The organism is Tardiphaga sp. 862_B3_N4_1 (assembly GCF_051811085.1).
In the GTDB taxonomy this organism is placed as follows: Bacteria; Pseudomonadota; Alphaproteobacteria; order Rhizobiales; family Xanthobacteraceae; genus Tardiphaga; species Tardiphaga robiniae.
Window position 1 is genome coordinate 1,609,531 of sequence record NZ_JBPWQB010000001.1, and the last position, 23,262, is coordinate 1,632,792.

At 60.3% G+C, this 23,262-nt stretch carries 17 protein-coding genes and 2 pseudogenes; 2 read left to right on the forward strand and 17 right to left on the reverse strand.

The window, feature by feature from the left end; all coding sequences use genetic code 11:
• Positions 1 to 13 precede the first annotated feature (13 nt).
• The 16 genes and pseudogenes from AB8B02_RS07425 to AB8B02_RS07500 form a co-directional block, all read right to left on the reverse strand.
• Positions 14 to 982 (reverse strand): Bug family tripartite tricarboxylate transporter substrate binding protein, encoded by a 969-nt coding sequence (locus AB8B02_RS07425; RefSeq protein ID WP_439063576.1) that lies wholly within the window; start codon positions 980 to 982, stop codon positions 14 to 16.
• Positions 983 to 1,344: 362 nt separating this feature from the next.
• Positions 1,345 to 3,669 carry a PAS domain-containing sensor histidine kinase gene (locus AB8B02_RS07430; RefSeq protein ID WP_320443798.1) on the reverse strand — a complete coding sequence of 775 codons (2,325 nt, stop codon included), beginning with the start codon at positions 3,667 to 3,669 and terminating at the stop codon, positions 1,345 to 1,347.
• Between the two features lie 244 nt (positions 3,670 to 3,913).
• Complete coding sequence (locus tag AB8B02_RS07435; protein WP_175367411.1) at positions 3,914 to 4,882, reverse strand: zinc-binding dehydrogenase; 969 nt, start codon at positions 4,880 to 4,882, stop codon at positions 3,914 to 3,916.
• A 20-nt stretch (positions 4,883 to 4,902) separates the two neighbouring features.
• Positions 4,903 to 5,898: an NAD(P)H-dependent flavin oxidoreductase gene (locus AB8B02_RS07440; RefSeq protein ID WP_439063577.1), complete on the reverse strand. Its 996-nt coding sequence runs from the start codon at positions 5,896 to 5,898 to the stop codon at positions 4,903 to 4,905.
• A gap of 151 nt (positions 5,899 to 6,049) precedes the next feature.
• A pseudogene (locus AB8B02_RS07445) lies at positions 6,050 to 6,193 on the reverse strand (fumarylacetoacetate hydrolase family protein); the annotation flags it as partial.
• Positions 6,192 to 6,497: pseudogene (locus AB8B02_RS07450) on the reverse strand (2-dehydropantoate 2-reductase N-terminal domain-containing protein); the annotation flags it as partial. The pseudogenes AB8B02_RS07445 and AB8B02_RS07450, both read right to left, overlap by 2 nt.
• A 112-nt stretch (positions 6,498 to 6,609) precedes the next feature.
• Positions 6,610 to 7,041 (reverse strand): CBS domain-containing protein, encoded by a 432-nt coding sequence (locus AB8B02_RS07455; protein ID WP_089267110.1) that lies wholly within the window; start codon positions 7,039 to 7,041, stop codon positions 6,610 to 6,612.
• Positions 7,042 to 7,318: 277 nt separating this feature from the next.
• Positions 7,319 to 8,629 (reverse strand): oxalate/formate MFS antiporter, encoded by a 1,311-nt coding sequence (oxlT, locus tag AB8B02_RS07460; RefSeq protein WP_439063578.1) that lies wholly within the window; start codon positions 8,627 to 8,629, stop codon positions 7,319 to 7,321.
• Positions 8,630 to 8,861: 232 nt separating this feature from the next.
• Positions 8,862 to 10,151: an oxalate/formate MFS antiporter gene (gene oxlT / locus AB8B02_RS07465; protein ID WP_089267112.1), complete on the reverse strand. Its 1,290-nt coding sequence runs from the start codon at positions 10,149 to 10,151 to the stop codon at positions 8,862 to 8,864.
• Between the two features lie 209 nt (positions 10,152 to 10,360).
• Positions 10,361 to 11,866 (reverse strand): tripartite tricarboxylate transporter permease, encoded by a 1,506-nt coding sequence (locus AB8B02_RS07470; RefSeq protein ID WP_089267113.1) that lies wholly within the window; start codon positions 11,864 to 11,866, stop codon positions 10,361 to 10,363.
• A gap of 57 nt (positions 11,867 to 11,923) precedes the next feature.
• Positions 11,924 to 12,421: a tripartite tricarboxylate transporter TctB family protein gene (locus AB8B02_RS07475; RefSeq protein WP_175367407.1), complete on the reverse strand. Its 498-nt coding sequence runs from the start codon at positions 12,419 to 12,421 to the stop codon at positions 11,924 to 11,926.
• Positions 12,422 to 12,511: 90 nt separating this feature from the next.
• A complete protein-coding gene (locus AB8B02_RS07480; RefSeq protein ID WP_089267115.1) occupies positions 12,512 to 13,525 on the reverse strand; it encodes a Bug family tripartite tricarboxylate transporter substrate binding protein in 1,014 nt (337 codons plus the stop codon).
• A gap of 498 nt (positions 13,526 to 14,023) precedes the next feature.
• The gene (locus tag AB8B02_RS07485) at positions 14,024 to 14,161 is read right to left on the reverse strand and encodes a hypothetical protein (protein ID WP_199712085.1); all 138 of its coding nucleotides are present in this window, start codon (positions 14,159 to 14,161) and stop codon (positions 14,024 to 14,026) included.
• Between the two features lie 230 nt (positions 14,162 to 14,391).
• Positions 14,392 to 15,669, reverse strand: a complete 1,278-nt coding sequence (frc, locus tag AB8B02_RS07490; RefSeq protein ID WP_439063579.1) for a formyl-CoA transferase — start codon at positions 15,667 to 15,669, stop codon at positions 14,392 to 14,394.
• Between the two features lie 79 nt (positions 15,670 to 15,748).
• Positions 15,749 to 17,488 carry an oxalyl-CoA decarboxylase gene (gene oxc / locus AB8B02_RS07495; RefSeq protein WP_439063580.1) on the reverse strand — a complete coding sequence of 580 codons (1,740 nt, stop codon included), beginning with the start codon at positions 17,486 to 17,488 and terminating at the stop codon, positions 15,749 to 15,751.
• An 85-nt stretch (positions 17,489 to 17,573) separates the two neighbouring features.
• Complete coding sequence (locus tag AB8B02_RS07500) at positions 17,574 to 18,305, reverse strand: GntR family transcriptional regulator (RefSeq protein ID WP_068730533.1); 732 nt, start codon at positions 18,303 to 18,305, stop codon at positions 17,574 to 17,576.
• A gap of 187 nt (positions 18,306 to 18,492) precedes the next feature.
• Here AB8B02_RS07500 and AB8B02_RS07505 point away from each other — a divergent pair, with 187 nt between their 5' ends.
• Positions 18,493 to 20,655 carry an acetate--CoA ligase family protein gene (locus AB8B02_RS07505; protein ID WP_093759141.1) on the forward strand — a complete coding sequence of 721 codons (2,163 nt, stop codon included), beginning with the start codon at positions 18,493 to 18,495 and terminating at the stop codon, positions 20,653 to 20,655.
• A 74-nt stretch (positions 20,656 to 20,729) separates the two neighbouring features.
• Here AB8B02_RS07505 and pncB read toward each other — a convergent pair whose 3' ends face one another.
• The gene (gene pncB, locus AB8B02_RS07510; protein ID WP_089267118.1) at positions 20,730 to 22,031 is read right to left on the reverse strand and encodes a nicotinate phosphoribosyltransferase; all 1,302 of its coding nucleotides are present in this window, start codon (positions 22,029 to 22,031) and stop codon (positions 20,730 to 20,732) included.
• 295 nt (positions 22,032 to 22,326) lie between these two features.
• Between pncB and AB8B02_RS07515 the strand changes: the two genes are divergently transcribed.
• Positions 22,327 to 23,175, forward strand: a complete 849-nt coding sequence (locus tag AB8B02_RS07515) for a cyclase family protein (RefSeq protein ID WP_170849696.1) — start codon at positions 22,327 to 22,329, stop codon at positions 23,173 to 23,175.
• Positions 23,176 to 23,262 lie beyond the last annotated feature (87 nt).

The window sequence follows — 23,262 nt, forward strand, 5'->3', positions numbered from 1 at the left end:
TGTATCGCAGTTCCTACTGTTCCGGCTTGACCTTGCCGATCTCGACAACCGTCTTCCAGCGGGCGAGTTCTTTTTCCAGGAAGCTCTGAAATTCCGCGCCCGTATTGGCGACCACCTCGAAGCCGCTATCGGTCAGCCGCTTCTTGAGATCGGGCGAGGCGAGGGCGGTGGTGATCGATGTCTCGAGCTTGGTCTTTACATCGGCCGGAAGGCCCTTGGGCGCGACGAAGGCCTGCCACGAATAGATATTGAGATCGGCGACGCCGACTTCCTTCATCGTTGGCGTCTGTGGGAATGAATCGGAGCGCGTGTCACTGGTAACGGCCAGAATTTTCATCTTGCCGCCTCGGATGTAGTTGGCGACTGCGCCGAGATTCTGGAAGGAGACGTCGACATGTCCGCCCATCAGGTCCGTATGGGCCTGCGAGCCGCCCTTGTAGGGCGTATGGATACCGGTGGTCCCCGTTTTCTGCCAAAACAACACGGCCGTCAGATGGTCGGACGAGCCCACGCCCGATGAGGCGAACGTGACCTTGTCGGGATTCTTCTTGAGATAGTCGATGAGTTCCTGGACGGTATTGGCCGGGAAATCGGGGCGCGTGATCAGCACGTTGGGATTGCGCACAGCGACACTGAGCAGATCGAAATTCTGGAGCGGGTGATAGCCTGGGTCCTTGTAAAGCACCGGATTGATCGCGATGACCCCGATCGAGCCCACCATCAGAGTGTAGCCATCCGGCTTTGAGCGAGCGAGTTGCGTTGCGCCGATGGAGCCGTTGGCGCCGGGTTTGTTCTCGATGATGAAGGACTGCCCGAAGCTTTCCTGCATCTTCTGCGTCGTCATGCGCGCTGTCGTATCGCTGGCGCCGCCGGCAGTGAAAGGCACGATCACCGTGATGGATTTCGCGGGATAGTCTTGCGCGACTGCCATGCCTGGCACTGTCAGACAGAATGCCGCCACGGCGAGATGGCTCAGTTTCATCGTCGTTTCCTCCACTGGAATGCTTTTGTTTATTGAACAGGCGACAATCTCCGTGTCGCTCTTGTCTTGACGGCTCATCCATCTGCTGAAGAGCAGTGTGGTTCGTGAGTTCGGGAGCTCCCTTCAGTCGGCAACCGCTGGAGTTTTGTTGGTAGATACTTCGCAGATGGCCGCTTTGAAAATTGACAGGTCACACAGGAAAGAACAGCGGTCCCAGTCCAGACCGGCCGTGCCGACGCGCCAATATAGCGACCTGCAACCTTTAGTATAGGTATGGGCAGGGGCCTCCCAAGCGGCCATTTGACGCTTGGGCATCATGCCATGGGCGTTGGCTCGGCCGGGTCAGCGGTAAGCATCGACGCCTAGGCGGCCTCGGAGATTTCCGCTGGCCTGTGTCTGCCGCGGAGCGGGATGGTGACGCAGACCACGGTGCCGGTGCCAAGCTTGGAGCGCAGCTTCATCGATCCGCCATGCAGGTTGGTCAGCGATTTGGCGATAGCGAGGCCGAGGCCCGAGCCGTGATAGGTCTTGGCGAGCTGGCTCTCGACCTGCTCGAACGGGCGTCCCAGACGCTTCAGCGACTGCGGGGCGATGCCGATGCCACTATCGGCGATCATCAGAGCGACGGAGTCGCGCAGCACGCGGCTGCGCACGGTGACACGGCCGCCATCGGGTGTGAACTTCACGGCATTCGAGAGCAGATTGACCAGGATCTGCTTGATGGCGCGGCGGTCGGCCACCACCGGTGCATCAGCCGCGATGTCGGCACTGAGTGTCAGATTCTTGTCGTCGGCGCGGCCGGAGACGACACGCAGAGCTTCGGACAGCGTCTGTCCGAGATCGAGCGGCTCAAGGTCCAGCTGCATACGACCTGCCTCGATCTTCGACATATCGAGAATGTCATTGATGACTTCGAGCAGGTAGTGACCGCTGGTGAGAATGTCGTGGCAGTATTCGGCATATTTGTCGGAGCCGAGATTGCCGAACATGCCGCTGCCCATGATTTCCGAGAAGCCGATGATGGCATTCAGCGGCGTGCGCAGTTCGTGGCTCATATTGGCCAGGAATTTCGACTTGGTCTGGTTGGCTTCCTCGGCGCGGTTCTTCTCGTCGGAGTATTTCTGGGCGAGGTCGGCGAGTTCGAGCGCCTGTTTCTCCAGCGCGGCCTGGGAGTGCTTGAGATCGATGACGCTGGCGCGAAGGCGTAGATCGTTGTCGACCAGCTTGTGCTCATGCTCCTTGATGCGGGTGATGTCGGTGCCGACGGAGACGTAGCCGCCGTCCTTGGTGCGGCGTTCGCTGATATGCAGCCAGCTGCCGTCCTCGATCTGCGCTTCGAAGGTACGCGCGCCGGGCGCCGCAGCGCCGGATTCCGCGAGACGCGAGCGGACCTCGGGCATGCTGCCGACTTCGAGCACGGTCTCGTAGGACGTCCCGGGCGACACCGCCGAGTCCGGCAGCTTGTGCAGGCGCTGGAAATGCGAGTTGCAGAGCACCAGGCGATCTTCCGCGTCCCACAGCACGAAGGCTTCGGGAATGGTCTCGATGGCGTCGCGCAGCCGGACGTCGGCCTCGACGGTCTTCTCGGCGAGGCTCTTCTGTTCGGTGACGTCGATGGCGATGCCGATCAGGTGCTGGCTGCCATCGTTCTGGCCCTGCGCGAGTTCGCAGCGCAATTGCAGCCAGATCCAGTGGCCGTTGCTGTGCTGCATGCGGAAGGTCTGGTCGATGTGATCGATCTTGAACGAAATCAGCTGATCAGCGATCTCGAACAGGTTGATGTCGTCGGATTGTACCAGCGCGTTGACTTCGCCGAAGGTCAGCAGGTCACTGCGGCTGTCGAGGCCCAGCATGGTGAACATCGACTGCGACCAGAAGATGCGGCCGCGCGACAGATCCCAGTCCCACAATCCGCAGCGGCCGCGATTGAGGGCAGTGTCGATGCGGCCGCGTACGGCGTCGTTGATCGCATCGCCTTCGCGGGCACGGGTCGATTGCCAGTGGAAGGCGAAGCCGAGGATCAGTACCACGAAGCCGGTGGTGGCCGAGAGCGTGATCGACAGCGCGGAGTCCGAGCGCCAGATCGGCTCGTTGTTCTCCTGAATGACAACCACCTGTCCCGGCAGCGCCTTGACGATGCGACGGGTGGCCAATGCATGGCTGTTGTCAGGCAGTTTCACATCGACAACGTCGGTGCGTTGACCCTGCGCAGCCATGGTCTGTGTTGCGCTGAGGACGTCGAGGATGCGATTGGCGTCGCCCGGCGGCAGGTCGATCGGCACGCGCGCGAGAATGCTCTGATCGGCGCCCAGCACGATGACGTGGCGTCCCCCGGCGATCCCCCAGGATGGAATCAGACTGGGCAGAAGGCTCTGCAGGCGCTCGACGGCAGCAGAACGATCCTGACGGATGGTGCCGTTGCGTTCGAGACGCTCGGCGAGCAGATCGGCGAGCGCTGCGAGATCGCGCTTCATCGATGCCTGCTTCTGCCGGCTCTGATCGACCACCTGCACGAAGGCGCCGAAGAAGATCGTAATGAGAAAAGCGATGATAAGTGTAGGGACGGCCCGGCGAAGTGCCGGCTCTGCGATCAGCAGCCTGTGATAGGCCGGTTTCGCGATAGACTGCGCCAATCCTTTGATCGAATCGGATTGGACGCATGCGTTGTCCGCATGCGCACGCGACATACTTAGCCCCCTCGGAAGAATCTCGCCCGCGTCGCTCGAAACAACTGCCCCGCCACTTCGAATCGCAAGACCAATAAGAATCCACTTTGCCAGGGCTGTCGAGAGTCAACGAAACGTTAACGTGAAATAAATCGTATCCACCGGAGAATTTCATCACTGTTCGGTACTTGCATGAGTCCGAAACAGGAACGCCGCGCATGAGAATCACGCGCGGCGTTGAAATCGAAGACTCGCAGAACGCGCGTTACAACGTGACCACGATCTTGCCGAGATGCTTGTTTGCTTCCATGTGGTCGAACGCCGTTCCGATGTCGTCGAATGTGTAGACCTTGTCGATCGGCAGTTTCAGTTGGCCGGCTTCGATAGCGGGCCAGATGTCCGCACGCACCGCACTGAAGATGTCGCGAATCTCCTGCAGTGACCTCGTGCGGAAGGTCACGCCGATATAGGTGATGCGGCGTGCGGCATGGAGATCGAAATTGAAATCGCCGTGGGTGCCGCCGAGGCGGCCGACATTGACGATGCGTCCCATCACCTTCGTGGCTTTCAGGTTCTGGTTGGCGACGGGGCCCGAGATCTGGTCGACGATCAGATCGACGCCGTCGCCGTCCGTGGCCTTGAGCACCTGATCGACCCAGCCGGCATCCTTCGAATCGATGGCGAGGTCGGCGCCGAAGTCCTTCAGCCGGGCGCGACGTGCAGGGTCGGTGGATGAGCCGATCACCGTCTTTGCGCCCTTGAGTCTGGCGATCTGCAGCGCCATCAGGCCGACGCCGGAGCTGGCGCCCTGGATCAGCACGGATTGGCCGGGCTGCAGTCCGCCATTCGTCACCAGCGCATTGTGCATCGTGGTGATGGCGACGGGCAGGGTGCAGGCATCCTCGAAGCTCATGCTGGCTGGCATGTGGAACAGCCGGCCGTGATCGGTGACTGCGAATTCGGCAAAGGCCGCACCGCCGGAACCCATCACGCGATCCCCGACCTTGACGCCCTTGGCCTCCGGGCCGAGTTCGGCGATCTCGCCCGCCCATTCCATTCCCAGCACCGTGCCGACACCGCCGGCAGCACCGTGGACATGGCCTTTGGTCATGCCGAGGTCGGCGCGGTTGAGGCCGCAGGCCTTCACCTTGACCAGCACCTGCGTGCCCGTGGGTGAGGGTTTCGGGGCATCACCGATCGCAGCGCCGTTGGCGCCGTAGACATAAGCTTTCATGGCTCTGCTTTCCGTTCCGTCTATTCAGCGGCCTGGCGCTGGCTGCCATCAAGCATGGCTTCGAAGCGTGCGCGGATAATCGTCTCGGCATCATGCATGATGCGCGACACGAGTTCCTGGCAGCTCGGGATGTCGTGGATCAGGCCCTGGACCTGGCCGGCCGACCAGATGCCATCTTCGGCATCGCCGTGCGAATAGACCAGCTTGCCGCGGGCGCCGGCGACAAGTTCCTTGATCTGCTCAAAAGTGGCGCCTTCCTTCTCCATGGCGACGACCTGTTTGCTCACCGCGTTCCTGGCGACGCGCGAGGTATTGCGCATGGTGCGGAAGATCAGGTCGGTCTCGCGTTCATCATTGGCGACGATGCGCTCCTTCACCAGCTGATGGATCGGGCTTTCCTTGGTGCACATGAAGCGCGTGCCCATGTTGATGCCCTCGGCACCAAGCGCCAGCGCGGCGACAAGGCCGCGGCCGTCGCCGAAGCCGCCCGAGGCGATCATCGGGATCTTGATCTTGTCGGCCGCGGCCGGGATCAAGATCAGGCCGGGGGTGTCGTCCTCGCCGGGATGGCCGGCGCATTCGAAGCCATCGATGGAGATCGCATCGACGCCCATCCGCTCGGCGGAGAGGCCGTGGCGCACGCTGGTGCATTTATGGATGACCTTGATGCCGTGCTTCTTGAATTCGGTGACGTGTTCCTGCGGCTTGTTGCCGGCGGTCTCGACCACCTTGATGCCGGCCTCGATGATGGCCTGGCGATATTCCGCATAAGGCGGCGGCTTGATGGTCGGCAGAATGGTCAGGTTCACGCCGAACGGCTTGTCGGTCATGGCGCGGCAGCGCGCGATTTCCTTGGTGAGGTCTTCCGGCGTCGGCTGGGTCAGTGCAGTGATCAGGCCGAGCGCGCCGGCATTGGCCACTGCGGCGACGAGCTCGGCGCGGCCGACCCACTGCATGCCGCCCTGGACGATCGGGTGTTCGACACCCACGAGCTCGGTGAAGCGCGTCTTGATCATGATTGGTCCTCTATTCCCTCGCAGGCGCATCGGGTGGGTCCGATGAGGCTTGTTGATCTTTGGGGGGCGGAGGATGCCGTCGCACCGGGGGAATGTCCATCGGACAGCCGGCGGTGCGCCATGCGGATTTGGCGGGGCGGGTGCCTAATTCCTATTGGTGGAATTCGTTATGTAGCTCACCGATACCTTCGATCGCGATGGTTACGGTGTTGACAGGCTCCTTCATCACGCCGACGCCGACAGAGGTGCCGCAGCAGATCAGATCGCCCGGCAGCAGGGTCATGTCGTGGGAGATTCATCGCGGTGACAATGCGTGTCCTTGGTCCGAGCAGCGGCTGTATCTGTTCGATCACACCGGTGATCGAATGGGCCTTCAGGCAAATGATGACATAATCCTGCTCGCCGAGTTCTGCTGGATCGTCGGTGCAGGGGATATGCACGACGTGTTCTTCTCCTGCTATCAGCAGCTTCAGTCCATTTGCGCGCATCGCCGCAAGATGCGCGCCGCGCGCGACAAGGCTGACATCGGCGCCAGCCCGTGCGAGCTGAACGCCGAGATAGCCGCCGATGGCGTCGGCGCCGTAGATGCAGATCTTCATGAAATGTCACCAAGGCAACGGGCGCGGACAAGGCAAAAGAACTGGCATCACGGACCGCTGGCGGTCCGTGTCGATACCGGCATGAAACGCGAAGTGAGCTTGAGGCTAGGCCTCAGGCGACCGCTGCATGCGCTTGCGGTGCATCCTCATGATCGAGCGCCCTGCTGATGTCACGGATGCTGATCACGCCGATCAGCGTGTGATCGTCGATGACCGGGACGTGCCGAATGTGATGCTTGTTCATCAGGTGTCGCACATGTTCGAGCGTGTCGGTCGAGTGGCAGGAAATCAATTCCTGGACCGAGATCATATCCGAGACCTTGCGATTGACGCCGGCAGCACCGTGTTCGGCGATCGCGCGCACCACGTCGCGTTCCGAGAACATGCCGACCGCGGTGTTGCCCTCGGTGCGGCACACGTCCTTCACGACCAGTGCGCTGATATTGCCCGTCCGGAGCAACTGCGCCGCGATGGCGACGGTCTCGTTCATGCGGACAGTGGCGATACGGGTGCTCTTCCTACGCAGGATATCTCCGACTTGCATGGCAATAACCTCCCTTGGCTGATCGGCTGAGGATCGATCTTGTGGGCGCAAGATTGGTATACGGTATGCCAGTTGTCAACGCAGAAACCAGCATATCGAGGGGCGGTGGATCAAGAAAGAAAGTCAGTGTTTCTGACGTTTATTTGCTGCACGGCGTGCGTTCCTATGTGCTTCTAGCGCATTGGCGATATCCAGTCGGAGCTCTGGTATGCCAGTTGGGCATGAAGAAGGGGCGCACTCGCGTGCGCCCCTGAAATCTTGAACGAGCTTCGATTGATCAGGCGGTCTTGGCGCTGTGCGCCGCGGCTTCCGGTACGGCAGGCTCGCTCCCCAGAATGAATGCACGTCGCATCGGCTTGATAACGAACAAAGCGAGCAACGCAGCCGTGGCATTGAGCGCAACGGCGATCACAAACACGGCCTGCCATCCATAGCTCGCTGCGATCAGGCTCGCGAGCGGTACCAACAATGCCGCCGTGCCCTTCGCGGTGTAGAGCATGCCGTTATTCGTCGCGGCATATTTGGCACCGAACGTATCGCCTGATGTTGCCGGAAACAGACTGTAGATCTCGCCGAACACGCCGAAGTAGACGGCCGTCGCCAGCACGAAGACGAGTGGGTTGTGGCCATAGGCCGATAGTGTCAGCAGCATCAGCGCGGCGGTGCCGAAGGCGATGAACATGGTGTGTTCACGACCGATCTGATCGGACAACCAACCGAAGAGCGGGCGGCCGAACCCGTCAAAGATGCGATCGAGCGAGATGGCGAAGGTCAGTGCTGCCATCTGGAAGCCGGCCAGTGTCACCGGAGAATTCGCAATGTTGTAGTCGTGGGCGATCGGCGCGATCTGCGCTGCGGTCATCAAGCCACCGGCGGCGACCATCACGAAGACCAGATACATGACCCAGAAGATCGGGCTGCGCAGCACTTGCGGCGGTGTGAAATCCGTCTTTGTCTGCGGCAGATTGAGTTGTTTCCTCGTCACCGGCACAGCCTGCCTAGGCGGACGCATGAAGAAGGCGAGCATGAACACGATCACGCCCTGGCCGATGCCGAAGGTGAAGAAGGCGTGCTGATAGCCGCTCTCGGCAATCATATGCGCAATCGGCACGACGGTGATCGCAGCGCCTGCGCCGAAGCCTGCCGCCGTGGCGCCCGCAGCGAGGCCGCGGCGATCGGGAAACCACTTCAGAGCATTGCCGACGCAGGTGCCGTAGACCGAACCGGCGCCGATGCCGCCGACGACGGCGCCGGCGTAAAGCATCACCAGTGAGTCCGCATAGGAGTTCAGCACCCAGGCGAGGCTGATCATGGCTCCGCCGAACATGATGACGACGCTGGGACCGTATTTGTCGACGAACCACGCTTCGACCGGCACCAGCCAGGTCTCGACGACGACGAACAGCGTGAAGGCAAGCTGGATCGCGGCGCGACCCCAGTGATACTTGGCGTCGATGGGATCGACGAACAGCGTCCATCCGTATTGCAGGTTGGCGATCATCGCCATGCAGACGATGCCCATCACGAGTTGGATCCAGCGGAAGCTGCCGGGTGGGTTGGACGCGGTGGTGAAGTCTGGTTGAGCCATCGTGTTTCCTCCGATGCGCGCTTTTTCCCTTGCGGCGTGGTGTCGCTAAGGTTGTGGCGTATTGCCGCAGGCGTCGCTTGGTCGGAGACTGGTATATTATATTCCACGATGCAAGGTGGTCTTGGCCGATTGTTGCGTGAAGACGATCACGCCTTGGCGAGCAGCGCGGGGCCCACGCAAAACGCGCCCAGCCGAGGCTGAGCGCGTTGTTTTCTTGAGATTTTTTGCGTTTTTAGGTCGCAAGCGCTTTGCTGACGACGACCTTACGCCAAGGCTTCAGCACCGCAATGGCGAGCAGTGAAGCCAGGATGTTGGCGCCGGCTGCAATGAGAAAGACGCTGTCCCATGTGCCCGACGACTGCTGCATGTAGTTCGCGACCGGCACCAGAAGTGCTGCCGTCCCCTTTGCCGTATAGAGCAGGCCGGCATTGGTCGTTGCGAACTTGGAGCCGAAGGTATCGGTGCAGGTCGATGGGAAGAGCGAATAGATCTCACCCCAGGCGAAGAACACAAAGCCCGACAACAGCACGAACCACAGCGGATCGTGACCCCACATATACAGCGCCCAGATGCCGACGCCTTCCATGCCGAAGGCGATGAACATTGTGTTCTCGCGGCCGATCATGTCGGAGATCCAGCCGAAGAACGGACGTGTCAGGCCGTTGAGTACGCGGTCGATGGTGGCTGCGAAGGTGACCGCCGTCATCGTCATGGCCATCAGCGTGACGGGGACGTTGTCGATCTTCCAGTCGGCCGCAATCGGCTTCAGGTTGGCCGTCACCATCAGGCCGCCGGCACCGACGATCACGAACATGAAGTACATCAGCCAGAAGATCGGATGGCGGATGACTTCTGTCGGCGCGTAGTTGCGGCGGGTCTGGATCACGTTGGCGTTCTGCGTGACCGCCGGTACCTGTCCAGCCTTTGGCGCGAACAGGAAGAAGGAGAGGATCACGATGATGATGCCTTGCCCGAGACCGAAATACAGAAATGCGGTCTGGAAGCCGGAATCCTGAATCATGGCCTGGATCGGAGCGACCGTGAGGGCGGAGCCGGCACCAAAGCCTGCGGCAGTGATGCCAGCCGCGAGGCCGCGCTTGTCAGGAAACCACTTCAGGGCATTGCCGACGCAGGTGCCGTAGACGCCGCCTGCGCCGATGCCCGCAACGATCATGCCGAGATAGAAGCCGTTGAGCGTTTCCGCCTGTGCATTGATCGCCCAGCCGATGCCGCAGAGGATGCCGCCGATAAGGACGACGAGCTTCGGGCCGTATTTATCGACGAACCATCCTTCGACCGGCACCAGCCAGGTCTCGAACAGAACGAAGAGGGTGAAGGCCCACTGGATCGACGCGCGATCCCAGCCGAACTTCTTCTGGATGTCGGGGACGAAGAACGTCCAGCCGTATTGATAGTTGGCGATCATCACCATCGCGCCAACGCCGATGGCGAGTTGTGTCCAGCGGTAGGCATCGCTGACACGTGCGGCAGCTGGCGCCACCCCGTGAACTGCATCAGTCATAGTTCCTCCTAAAGCGCTGTTCTATTGAGAGCTCGACAGCTGCGAAGGATAGTTTGGTATATGATATGCCAACTAACAAGCGAAATCTTGCCAATTTGCCGCTGCAAGTTTCGCATGACTGAATGCTGTACTGCGATACTACAAGACAGCACAAAGCCGGCGGTCCAGACCGCCGGCTTTTGGGTTTGAACAGTTATTTGTATCGTTACTTACGCTGCTGCAGTGCGAGTACGCAGCCGGGTGAAGCCGTTCTGGATCACCGACCAGAACAGCGCGATCAGGCCGAGGATCATGATGCTGCTCACCAGCGTGTTCGAGAAGAAGATCCCGAGCGATCCCTGCGACCCCAGCAGCGACTGACGGAAGGCTTCCTCGGCCTTGTCGCCAAGCACAATGGCCAGCACCAGCGGGGCGAGGGGATAGTTACACTTCTTCAGTGCGTAACCGATGATTCCGAATACCAGCATCATCACCACGTCGAAGGTCGAGTTGTGGACGGAGTAGGCTCCGATCGCACAGAGCACCAGGATAAGAGGTGCGATGATGCTGAATGGAACCCGCAGGATCGCTGCGAAGATCGGTACGCAGGTCAGCACGATGATCAGGCCGACGAGGTTGCCGAGATACATCGAGGCGATTAGGCCCCAGACGAACTCCTTCTGCTCGACGAATAGCATCGGGCCGGGCTGCAGGCCCCAGATCAGCAGACCACCAAGAAGCACAGCGGCAGTTGGCGAACCGGGGACGCCGAGTGACAGCATCGGAAGCAGGGCTGCGGTACCGGCAGCATGCGCGGCCGTTTCCGGAGCGATAACGCCTTCGATCTCGCCCTTGCCGAAATTGTTGCCGTTCTTGGAAACGCGCTTGGCGATGCCGTAACTCATAAAGGACGCGGGTGTCGCGCCTGCGGGCGTAACACCCATCCAGCAGCCGATGACGCAGGAGCGCAGCGACGTCATCCAGTATTGCGGCAAGCTCATCCAGGTACGGAGCACGACGCGAAGATCGATCTTCGCCTTGCCGCCCTGGAAGCGCAGGCCTTCCTCCATGGTGAGGAAGATTTCGCCAAGACCGAACAGGCCAATGACGGCGATCAGGAAGTCGAAGCCATTGAGAAGTTCGGTCGAGCCGAACGTGAGTCTCAGTTGTCCGGTAATGGAATCGAGGCCGACGGCGGCGAGAGCGAAGCCGATCATCATCGCCGCAATGGTCTTGAAAGGTGGTTCCTTACTCAGCCCGACGAAACTGCAGAACGCCAGGAAATAGACCGCGAATTTCTCCGCGGGCCCGAATCGTAAGGCGAAGCCTGCGACCAGCGGCGCGACCAAGGTGATCATGACGACGGCGAACAGTGCGCCAACGAAAGAGGAGGTGAAGGCGGCGGTTAGTGCTTCGGCAGCCTTGCCCTGCTGCGCCATCGGATAGCCGTCGAATGTCGTGGCCACCGACCATGGCTCTCCGGGGATGTTGAACAGGATCGAGGTGATCGCACCTCCGAACAATGCACCCCAATAGATGCAGGACAGCATGATGATGGCCGATGTCGGCGGCATGCTGAAGGTGAGGGGCAGCAGGATCGCAACGCCGTTGGCGCCGCCAAGGCCGGGCAGCACGCCGATGATGACACCCAGCACGATGCCGAGCACCATCACCGCGATGTTGAATGGCTGCAGCGCGACCGCAAAGCCCTGGAACAGATTAGCAATTTCTTCCATTTCGAGTAGTCCTCAGAAAGAGACCGGCAGACGCAACGGAATTAAAGATCGCGGAAATCAGAGACCGAGCAGATCCTCAAGCGGTCCTTTGGGGAGCGGCACGAGAAACCAGCGTTCGAAGATCAGGTAGGTGACGACAGGCATGCCAAGAGAGATAGCGGCGATGATCGGCCACTCATATTTGCCAAGCCAACGCATGAACCAAGCGATGAAGATCATCGAGGACACGTAGAGTCCGATGAACGGCAGGACGCCGACATAGATGCCGGTGGGAATGACGACGCTGAAAACCTGGCGCAACTGGCCCCATTCGGCGAACAGGCTGCCGTCGTCCTCGCGCAGCGTGTTCCAAATATTGACGAGGCTGGAGATGATAATGAACAGCCCGATATAGAACGGGAAGAATCCGGCTTTCGGTCCCTCTGCGCCCCAGTTGATGCCGGCCTTGACGCTGCCATAGACGACGATGGCGCCGAACAGGCCGATGACGGTGGTGACGCCGGCTTCGACGGATTTGTGGGACGGGCCTACGTTGTGAGATTGCTGCGTGGTCATGGACAACTCTGTGTGAGAGATCAGCGTCGATCAGCGTGTTGCATGTGCCGGACCTGATGTGCGATCAGGTCCGGCGTCATGGCGCCTGCGTCAGTTGCCTTGCGCGAGGAAGCCGGCTTCCTTCATCAGCGTCTCGTGGCGCTTCTCTTCGGTGCCAACCCAGCTGGCATATTCACCGCCGGTCATGAAGGTCGTGTTGAAGGCGCCGCTCTTCATCAGGTCCTGCCACTCGGGCGTCGCGCGGACCTTCTTGAACAGTTCGACATAATAGTCGATCTGATCCTTCGTCGCTTTCGGCCCCATGAAGATGCCGCGCAGCATCACATATTCGATGTCGAGTCCCTGCGACTTGCAGGTCGGAATGTCCTTCCAGCCCTTGCCGTCGGCAACCTGTTCGTCATAGGCCATCGGCTTGCTGTCGAAGACGCAGAGCGGACGCACCTTGCCGCCGCGCCACTGCGCGACTGCCTCGATCGGATTGTTCACGGTTGAATCGACATGCTGGCCAACGAGCTGTACTGCGACTTCACCGCCGCCCTTGTAAGGGATGTAAGTGAACTTGCTGCCGATCGCTTTCTCGACTGCGACCGTGATGATCTGGTCTTCCTGCTTCGAGCCGGTGCCGCCCATCTTGATCGTGCCGGCTGGTGCGGCCTTCACGGCGTCGATATAGTCCTTCACGGTCTTGTAGGGCTTGTCGGCATTCACCCACAGTACGAACTCGTCGAGTGCCAGCATCGCGACCGGCGTGAGATCCTTCCAGTTGAAGGGAATGCCGGTGGCGAGCGGTGTCGTGAACAGGTTCGACAACGTGATGATGATCTTGTGCGGATTGTTGTTCGCCGACTTCACGTCGAGGAAACCTTCACCGCCCGCGCCTCCCGACTTGTTGATGACGACAAGCGGCTGTTTCATCAGACTGTGCTTGGTGATGATGCCCTGAATGGTGCGCGCCATCTGATCGGCGCCGCCGCCGGTGCCCGCGGGAACGATCAATTCGACGGGGCGCGTCGGCTCCCATGCAGCAGATGCCGGGAGAGACGCTCCCAGGCAGAGAATGGATGCAGCGGCGGCCAGCGTGAGACATGAACCTAGGCGTTTCATTGTTTCTCTCCGATGCGTTTTGATAGCGTCGATCGTTCGTCGACTTTGAAATCGTCAGTGCGTGGTCGGGTCTTCCTTCGAATGTCCTGACTGCAGGTGTTCAAACGCGCCCTTGCATGCGCCATATGCGCACGTCAGACTGTCGAGCATCGAAGCGGCTCGCCTGCAAAAAGGATGAGTGGGTCTGGATCGCTCTGTCATTGCGCGTATGGCGTTGCTCGCCCGCGAAGGCAGCGCAGCCTTTGTCCTCCCCAGGTATGCTTTCTATTCAGACGTGAAGCATTACCGTTTGCGCATTTTGGTATGCGATATGCCAAGCGGCAAGCGATTAGAGCCGTTAAAAGCCGGGGAGGCTGAAATGTCGCAGGGAGCGCGAGACGTCGCTGCGATGCAACTACACAAACAAAAAAACGGCCCCGGAAATCCGGGGCCAGTCGTCGGGAGGAACGCAGAGAATTTTGCGCGGGCTGGCCGCGTAAAAGTAGTGACGTCGCAGCCTTACAGGCCGAAGCGGGGCAGGTCGCCGTTGCGGGCCGAGATGCGTGCGCTGGCCATCAGCGCGCGATCGAGTGAGGCCATGAAGCGAGCGAAGAAGCTGGTGGATGTCGCGAGGTCGAGAGAAGCAGTCTTCGACATGATTTGATCCTTTGCTTAAGGCCGCCGCATCTTGGCGCCTCATCTGGGATGAATTTACGTATACCAGATGCCAAGGACAATTGTCTTGTTTGCATAGCAGCATGAGGATTTTGCAGTGCGATATAGGTCGATTTGATTTTCTTATTAAAGTTCCGCTTGGATCACCGTAAATGAAAAAGGCCGCCAATCGGCGGCCTTTCGCATGTAATTATTTGAAATAACTGGCGAAATTACTCAGCGGCAACCTTCCGCGGCGGATCGAGTGCGCCGGAGTCGTGGATTTCGGCCACCTGATGATCGCTGAAGCCCAGCACCTGCTTGAGGATTTCGTCGGTATGTTCGCCGAGCAGGGGCGAGCGGGTCACTTCGGTAGGGCTTTCCGATAGCTTAATCGGATTACCAACCGACAGATACTTGCCGCGCTCGGGGTGATCGACCTCGACCACGGTGCCGGTGGCGCGGAGCGACTGGTCTTCGGCCAGTTCCTTCATGGACAGGATCGGGCCGCAGGGGATGTCATCCTTGTTGAGGATTTCCATCGCCTCGAATTTGGTCTTGGTCATCGTCCACTGTTCGATGCGCGCGAAGATCGCGTTGAGCTTGGGCAGGCGCACCGCCGGCTTGGCATAGGCCGGGTCGGTCTTCCAGGTGGGTTCGCCGATCACGTCGCAGATCTTCTCCCAGACCGGCGCCTGGGTAATGAAGTAGATGTAAGCGTTCGGGTCGGTTTCCCAGCCCTTGCACTTCAGGATGCGGCCGGGCTGACCACCGCCGGAGTCGTTGCCGGCGCGGGGCACGGCATCGCCGAACGGAATGCCTTCGCCGAACTGGCTGTATTCCTTGAGCGGACCGTGAGCGAGGCGCTGCTGGTCGCGCAGCTTGACGCGCGACAGGTTGAGCACGCCGTCCTGCATCGCGGCGGTGACCTTCTGGCCCTTGCCGGTTTGCGTGCGCTGATACAGCGCGGTGACGATGCCGAGTGCGAGATGCAGGCCGGTGCCCGAGTCGCCGATCTGCGCGCCGGTGACGAGTGGCAGGCCGTCGCGGAAGCCGGTGGTGGAAGCTGCACCGCCGGTGCACTGCGCGACGTTCTCATAGACCTTGCAGTCCTCATAGGGACCGGGACCAAACCCCTTGATCGAGGCAACAATCATCTTCGGGTTGATCTGCTGAATCTTTTCGAACGGGAAGCCCATGCGGTCGAGCACGCCGGGTCCGAAGTTCTCGACGAGTACATCGCACTCTTTCATCAGCGCGGTGAGCACTTCCTTGCCCTTCGGGTTCTTGGTGTCGAGCGTGATCGAACGCTTGTTGTGGTTCAGCATGGTAAAATACAGGCTGTCCACATTCGGCACGTCCTGCAGCTGGCCGCGGGTGATGTCGCCAACGCCGGGCCGTTCGACCTTGATCACATCGGCGCCAAACCATGCCAGCAACTGCGTGCAGGTCGGGCCGGACTGAACGTGGGTGAAATCCAGAATGCGAACGCCTTTGAGCGCCTGTGTCATTGTTTTGCTCCCGTAAACTAGTTTTGCCGCCTCGGCATATGAGAAAAGGAGACGGGGTCTCGCGACCCCGCCTGATGTGTTATTTCTTCTTGCTGAGCACGCTCTGCGGATTGAGGTTGCCGATACGGCCGCTCTCGCTGCCGGCCGCCGGATCGATCACCGCATTGATGAGCGTCGGCTTGCCGGAATCCATCGCCGCATTCACGGCGCGCTTGAGTTCGTCGGGCGAGGTCGCGTTCACGCCGACGCCGCCGAAGGCTTCCATCATCTTGTCGTAGCGCGAGCCCTTGACGAAGACTGTCGGTGCCACGTCGGAGCCGCCGGTCGGATTGACGTCGGTGCCGCGATAGATGCCGTCATTGTTGAAGACAACGATGCAGACCGGCAGATTGTAGCGGCAGATCGTCTCCACCTCCATGCCGGAGAAACCGAAGGCGCTGTCGCCTTCGATCGCGAGCACGGGCTTGCCGGTCTCGACCGCAGCAGCGACGCAATAGCCCATGCCGATGCCCATGATGCCCCAGGTGCCGACATCGATGCGCTTGCGCGGCTGATACATGTCGACGATGCCGCGAGCGAGATCGAGCGTGTTGGCGCCTTCATTGACGAGCATCGCATCCGGACGCTCGGCGATGATGGTGCGCAGAACACCAAGCGCGCCGTGGTAATCCATCGGCGAATTGTTGTTCATCAGCTTCGGTGCCATCTTCGCGACGTTCTCGTCGCGCTTCGTGGTGACTGCTGATGTCCAGTCGGACGATGCCTTCTGCCAGCTCTTGCCCATGCCATCGAGCAGGGCAGTGACGCAGGAGCCGATATCGCCAACGACGGGTGCGACGATCTCGACGTTGGAATCCATTTCCTTCGGCTCGATGTCGATCTGGATGAACTTCTTGGGCGCGCTGCCCCAGGCCTTGCCCTTGCCGTGCGACAGCAGCCAGTTGAGGCGTGCGCCGATCAGCATGACGACGTCCGAGTCCTTCAGCACGGTGGAGCGTGCAGCGCCCGCGCACTGCGGATGGGTGTCAGGCAGAAGGCCCTTGGCCATGCTCATGGGCAGGAACGGAATGCCGGATGTCTCGACAAGTGCCTTCACAGCGTCGTCGGCCTGCGCATAGGCGGCGCCCTTGCCGAGGATGATCAGCGGCTTCTTCGCCGATTTCAGCACGTCGAGCGCGCGCTTGATCGAATCCGGGGCAGGGATCTGCGCCGGCGCGGCGTCGATCACCTTGACGAGCGATTTCTTGCCCGCATCGGCATTCATCACCTGACCGAACAGCTTGGCCGGCAGATCGAGATAGACACCGCCGGGACGACCGGACACCGCGGCGCGGATCGCGCGGGCGAGACCGATGCCGATGTCGGCCGCATGCAGCACGCGAAACGCGGCCTTACATAGCGGCTTGGCGATCGCGAGCTGATCCATTTCCTCATAGTCGCCCTGCTGCAGGTCGACGATCTCGCGCTCGGACGAGCCCGAGATCAGGATCATCGGGAAGCAGTTGGTGGTGGCGTGAGCCAGCGCCGTAAGGCCGTTGAGGAAGCCGGGGGCCGACACGGTCAGGCAGACGCCAGGCTTCTTGGTGAGATAGCCCGCGATCGATGCGGCATAGCCGGCGGCCTGTTCGTGACGGAACGAGAGCACGCGGATGCCCTCGGCCTGCGCCATGCGGCCGAAGTCGGTAATCGGAATGCCCGGCACGCCATAGATCGTGTTGAGGCCATTGAGCTTGAGCGCATCGATGATCAGATGGAAGCCATCGGTCAACTCCTGCTCGGCGGCTGCGTTGGTATCGATGCTCTGGACTACTGCGGACATCCCGCTCTCCCTGACTTTTCTTGTGACTGTTGGTCGTTGCTCAATTGGACGTGGTGCGGAGTGGTGAACCGTCGCGAGACGGCGCTTACGTAAACAATTCCTGGCCGTGGGCTTCGACATAAGAAGCCAGACCGAGCGTGTGATCGCGCGCGCGCTTTTCCGCGAGCTCGGTGTTGCGCTCCTCAAGCGCTTCGATGATGGCCAGATGTTCGGGCAGGGACGTCGCGGTACGGTCCGTGCGTCCGATGGTCAGCTGACGATAGCCACGCACATGCAGCAGAATATCGTTGGTCATATCGACCAGCACTGGCGACTCGCTGAGCGAGATCAGTGCCTGGTGGAAAGCGATATTCGCTTTCGAATATTCCTCAACGTGGTCCTGTGGCAGACGGTCCTTGTTGAAGTCCTTGAAAAAGTCGCGCAGCGCCGAGATATCTTTTTTGCGTGCGGTGGTCGTGATCAGACGCGCGGCCATGCTTTCCAGCGCCGCCCAGGCGCGGATCATGTCGACGATCTCGACCTTGGTCTTTCTGACAACGACGATGCCGCGGCGTGGCACAGTCTTTACGAAGCCATCCTGCTCCAGCATCGCAATGGCTTCGCGGATAGGTGTGCGGCTGACACCGAGCCGTTCCGACAGAGCGCGCTCGTCAAGCATCACCGGATCGGGTGAGGTGTAGATGTCCATCTTAAGAATGGCTTCTTTCAAGGCTTCATAGGCCTTGGTCTTGAAGCTGGTCTCCGGTGCAATCCGAACGATCGCGATATCGGCTTCAGACATGACGGACGGCGCCTTGGTTTGTTTTCGCGTGGGCATGAATCATCTCCAGTCGAGATGTCCTACCACAGAAATAACGTCAAGAATTTTTGGCATACCAGATGCCAGCATGTCAAGATGACAGCTATTTCAGCAATTTTGCGCTGCAACGCGCCTTGACAATCAAGTTTCTGGCATACCAAATGCCATCAATCCGTCTATTGGAAAAGACGTGAAGGAGGAAGCCATGTCCCAATCGAATCTTGCCGTCAAAGAAGCAACACCATCGGCGAAACAGGCCGTCCGCAAAGTTCTCGATGCGGTCAAAGCCGACAAGCGCACCAGCCTGACCGCCCCCGAGGGCAAGCTTGTGTGTGACGCATACGGCATTCCCGTGCCGAAGGAAGGTGTGGCCACCTCAGCCGCTGACGCTGCCAAGATGGCAAGCGGCATGGGCTTCCCGGTCGTAATGAAGATCGTCTCGCCGGACATTCTCCACAAGACCGAAGCGGGCGGCGTCATTGTCGGCGTCAAGACCGCCGAAGACGCGCAGAAAGCTTACGACACCATTCTGGCCAATGCCAAGAAGTACAAGGCCGATGCCAAGATAGAAGGTATCCAGGTTCAGCAGATGCTGATGGGCGGTACCGAAGTGATCATCGGTTCGATCACCGATGGTTCGTTCGGCAAGCTGGTGGCCTTCGGCCTCGGCGGTGTGCTCGTCGAAGTGCTGAAGGACGTCACTTTCCGCCTCGCGCCCGCCACCAATGATGACGCGCTGTCGATGCTCGATGGCATTCAGGCCGCCGAGATGTTGCATGGCGTGCGCGGCGGCGATCCCGCCAACCGCGAAGCGCTGGCCGACATCATCGTCAAGGTATCGCAGCTCGTCAGCGATTTCCCGGAAATGGTCGAACTCGATCTCAACCCGGTCTTCGCCACCAAGAAAGACGCGATTGCCGCCGACGTGCGCATCGTCGTCGACTTCGACTACAAACCGCGCCCTGCGCCGCGCTCCAACGCCGAAATCGTCACGGCGATGAACCGCATCATGATGCCGAAGGCCGTCGCTGTGATCGGCGCTTCCGCCGAAGATGGCAAGATCGGCAATTCGGTGATGAAGAACCTCATCAACGGCGGCTACAAGGGCGACATCTACCCGATCCATCCGAAGGCCGAAGAGATCATGGGCCGCAAGGCCTATAAGAGCGTCAAGGATGTCCCGGGCGTGATCGACACCGCGGTATTCGCAATTCCCGCCAAGTTCGTTGCAGGTGCGTTGATCGAATGCGGCGAGAAGAAAATTCCGGGCGCGGTGCTGATCCCGTCGGGCTTTGCCGAAGCCAACGAGCCTGCATTGCAGGAAGAGATCGTCGAAATCGGCAAGAAATATGACGTCCGTCTGATGGGGCCGAATATCTATGGCTTCTATTATACGCCGGCCAATCTCTGCGCGACTTTCTGTACGGCCTATGACGTGAAGGGTTCGGCGGCATTGTCGTCGCAGTCCGGCGGCATCGGTATGGCGATCATTGGCTTCTCGCGCTCTGCCAAGATGGGCGTGTCGGCGATCGTCGGTCTCGGCAACAAGTCGGATATCGACGAGGACGATCTGCTCGCCTTCTTCGAGCAGGATCCCAACACCACGATCATCGCACAGCACTGCGAGGATCTGAAGGATGGCCGTGCCTTCGCCGAAGCCGCCAAGCGCGTCTCCAAGATCAAGCCGGTTGTCGTCCTGAAGGCCGGCCGCACCTCGGCCGGCGCCAAGGCGGCCTCGTCGCATACCGGCGCACTTGCCGGCAACGACAAGATCTATGAGGACGTGCTGAAGCAGTCGGGGGTCATTCGCGCCCGCTCGCTGCGCCAGCTGCTCGAATTCGCTCGTGGCATTCCCGTGCTGCCGACGCCGAAGGGCGAGAACGTGCTGATTATCACCGGTGCCGGTGGGTCGGGCGTGCTGCTGTCGGATGCGGTGGTCGATAACGGCATGTCGCTGATGGCGATGCCGCCGGATCTGGATGCGGCGTTCCGCAAGTTCATTCCGCCGTTCGGTGCCGCCGGCAACCCGGTCGACATCACCGGTGGCGAACCGCCGATCACTTACGTCAACACCGTGAAGCTGGGTCTCACCGATGATCGCATCCACTCGCTGATCCTCGGCTACTGGCACACGATCGTGACGCCGCCGATGGTGTTCGCGCGCAACATGGTCGAGATCAAGAACGAGATGAAGGCCAAGGGCATCGAGAAGCCGATGGTGGCTTCGCTTGCGGGCGACGTGGAAGTCGAGGAAGCCGCCGAATATCTCTACCAGAACGGCATTCCGGCTTACGCCTATTCGACCGAACTTCCGGTCGAGGTGCTCGGCGCCAAGTACAAGTGGGCGCGGGGAGCGGGGCTTCTGTAAGCGAACTTCCGATACACAAGAACAAAGCGCCGTCCGGGAAACCGGGCGGCGCTTTTTTGCGTTTGCGGTTCTGGCTAGACGATCACCGGCTGTTCGGCGACGCCTTCGCGGCCGAAGATGCGTAGATAGCGTTCGATCTCTGCAGGGCTGCTGCCGGTGGTCTTGGCGGGATTGTCCGACAGCTTCACGGCCGAGCGGCCGTTGGCATAGGTGACCTTGCAGACCAGGCTGATCGGGTCGAGTGAATCGAGCCCGCGCGGGTGGGCGCCGCGGAAGTCGTTGGTCGCCATGGTGCCCCAGCCGAAGCTCTCGCGAATGCGGCCGCGGAAGCGCTGATGCAGATCGATCATCAGGTCGACTTCGAGGCCATCACTGAACATCGCGCGCTTCTTGCGCGGATCCTCGCCGCGCATCGCGTACCAGGCGATCATCTCTTCGCCCGCCGCAACCGGCTCCTTGCTGTCCATGCGCATGCCGGTCCATTGTGAGGCCCAGGGCGGTGCGTCGCGCAGGAACTGCGTCATGCCGAACGTATCGGGCAGAATGATCAGCAATTCGCCGTCATAGACCTCCTGCCATTTCGCCAGCACGTCATATTGCGCGGTCTTCAGCTGGTCGTCGTTTTCGGCGAGGCAGGCGAACACCATCGGCAGTTCGTGCGAATTGGTGCCGATGGCTTCGAATGAATGCTTGAAGGCGAGCAGGGCGTTCGACGTTCCGACGAAGCTGCGGCCAAGCTCGTTGGCCATCGCGTCCGTCACCCATTCCTGCCACAGGAAGCCGTGGCGGCGACGGGTGCCGAATTCCGCGAGCCGCATGTCCGGATAGGATTTCAGCTTCTTGATCTTGTTCCAGATCTTGGTCTTGGTCTGGGCGTAGAGGATATCCAGCTCGAACTTGTCCAGCGTGGCCATGGCGATCCGCGACCGCAATTCGCTGACGATGGCGAGGGCGTAGATCTCCCACATCGTGACTTCGGCCCAGTCACCTTCGAAGGTGAGGACATATTGACCATCGATGGTCTCAAGCTTGTAGTCAGGCAACCTGAAGCTGCGCAGATACTCGATATATTCCGGACGGAAAATGTCGCGGCGGCCATAGAAGCGGTTGCCGGCCAGCCAGATCAGTTCGTTCTCTCGGAATGAAAGCGTGCGGGCATGATCGAGCTGCGCGCGCAGCACCGCTTCCGGAATGATCTCGGCAAGGCGGACGGTTTTGGTCCGATTGATCAGGCCGAAGGTCACGGGCACCTTCGGATAAAGCATCCAGATGAATTGATGCATCAGGAATTTGTAGAAGTCGGTGTCCAGCAGCGACCGGATGATCGGATCAAGCCGGTAGTTGTGATTGTGGACCCGGGTGGCGAAATCCATCATGGCAACGCCACTCCTGGTAACGTGCCTGATCGTGGCACCTGCACCGAAACGGCAGTGGCCGCATCGCTGACGCTGTCTTTGCAGCAGTTCATTAAATTGGCGTATCCGCCGGGTTTATCGATGTCAACGCAAGCGCTGAACGGCGCTTTCACAATCGAGGATTGTCGTGGCAGCCCAGCGTTTGTCCATCTGTTTTTGGCCCTGATCCTGCATCTGCGGGCATTGCGCAGAATTGTTTGCATGCTTACGATTTCCACCTGCCGGTGGGCGCCCCGAAACGATGAAGGACAGCACCATGAAAGTCGTCGATCTCTCCCACGTCATGAACATCCACACGCCCGGCTGGGTCGGCTATGCCGGCAACAAGATGTATTATGCGCAGAACCTGCAGACGCAGATGATCGTGGCGCAGCGGATCGAGACGGCGCTGCATGCCGGCACCCATTTCGACGGCGCGATGCACGCCACCGACGGGCGCAAGGGCGACATGGCCTCGCTGCCGCTGGACTACCTGTTCAATCGCGGCGTCGTCGTCGACATCTCAAGCCAGATGCACGACTGGGCGGTGATCACGCCTGAGATGCTTGAGAAGTCCGGCGCGGATATTCGGGAAGGTGACATTCTGATCCTGCACACCGGCTGGCACAAATATTACGAAGGGCAGGCGCAGCAGGATCTGGTGAAGTACTTCTGCTATCACCCCGGTCCGAACCTCGACACGCTGCACTGGATGCTGGAGAAGAAGATCAAATGGTTCGGCATGGACACGGGTTCCTGCGATCACTCGATGAACACCTCGATCCGCAACATGCGGCCGGACATCGCTGCGCAGTTCACCAAGAAGCACGGCAAGACGCCGGCGGAATTCTTCGGCACGTTTGAGTATAATCACAAGCTCTCGGGCCGCCACGTGACTGCCGACATGTTTCCGTTCCACAATTACGCGTTCCAGGAAGGCTTGTTGCATGCCGAGAATATCGGCGGCGACATCGAGCTAATGCTGAACCAGCGTTGCCTGATCGGCGCATTCCCGTGGCGCTATGATGGGCTTGAGTCATGCCCGTGTCGTATCCTGTGCTTCACGGATACGGGCGATGCGTCGGTGGAAGCCATGGGGAACGCGGCGAAGGCGATCATGGGGTGATGTAGTTTAGGTCCACACCGTCATGGCCGGGCTTGTCCCGGCCACCCACGTCCGTCTGGACTAGCGGCCAAGTCGTGGATGCCCGGG

Coding starts and splice junctions, on each gene's coding strand:
- AB8B02_RS07425 (WP_439063576.1), bottom strand. CDS start 982: ATGAAACTGAGCCATCTCGCCGTGGCGGCATTCTGTCTGACAGTGCCA.
- AB8B02_RS07430 (WP_320443798.1), bottom strand. CDS start 3,669: ATGTCGCGTGCGCATGCGGACAACGCATGCGTCCAATCCGATTCGATC.
- AB8B02_RS07435 (WP_175367411.1), bottom strand. CDS start 4,882: ATGAAAGCTTATGTCTACGGCGCCAACGGCGCTGCGATCGGTGATGCC.
- AB8B02_RS07440 (WP_439063577.1), bottom strand. CDS start 5,898: ATGATCAAGACGCGCTTCACCGAGCTCGTGGGTGTCGAACACCCGATC.
- AB8B02_RS07455 (WP_089267110.1), bottom strand. CDS start 7,041: ATGCAAGTCGGAGATATCCTGCGTAGGAAGAGCACCCGTATCGCCACT.
- oxlT (WP_439063578.1), bottom strand. CDS start 8,629: ATGGCTCAACCAGACTTCACCACCGCGTCCAACCCACCCGGCAGCTTC.
- oxlT (WP_089267112.1), bottom strand. CDS start 10,151: ATGACTGATGCAGTTCACGGGGTGGCGCCAGCTGCCGCACGTGTCAGC.
- AB8B02_RS07470 (WP_089267113.1), bottom strand. CDS start 11,866: ATGGAAGAAATTGCTAATCTGTTCCAGGGCTTTGCGGTCGCGCTGCAG.
- AB8B02_RS07475 (WP_175367407.1), bottom strand. CDS start 12,421: ATGACCACGCAGCAATCTCACAACGTAGGCCCGTCCCACAAATCCGTC.
- AB8B02_RS07480 (WP_089267115.1), bottom strand. CDS start 13,525: ATGAAACGCCTAGGTTCATGTCTCACGCTGGCCGCCGCTGCATCCATT.
- AB8B02_RS07485 (WP_199712085.1), bottom strand. CDS start 14,161: ATGTCGAAGACTGCTTCTCTCGACCTCGCGACATCCACCAGCTTCTTC.
- frc (WP_439063579.1), bottom strand. CDS start 15,669: ATGACACAGGCGCTCAAAGGCGTTCGCATTCTGGATTTCACCCACGTT.
- oxc (WP_439063580.1), bottom strand. CDS start 17,488: ATGTCCGCAGTAGTCCAGAGCATCGATACCAACGCAGCCGCCGAGCAG.
- AB8B02_RS07500 (WP_068730533.1), bottom strand. CDS start 18,305: ATGCCCACGCGAAAACAAACCAAGGCGCCGTCCGTCATGTCTGAAGCC.
- AB8B02_RS07505 (WP_093759141.1), top strand. CDS start 18,493: ATGTCCCAATCGAATCTTGCCGTCAAAGAAGCAACACCATCGGCGAAA.
- pncB (WP_089267118.1), bottom strand. CDS start 22,031: ATGATGGATTTCGCCACCCGGGTCCACAATCACAACTACCGGCTTGAT.
- AB8B02_RS07515 (WP_170849696.1), top strand. CDS start 22,327: ATGAAAGTCGTCGATCTCTCCCACGTCATGAACATCCACACGCCCGGC.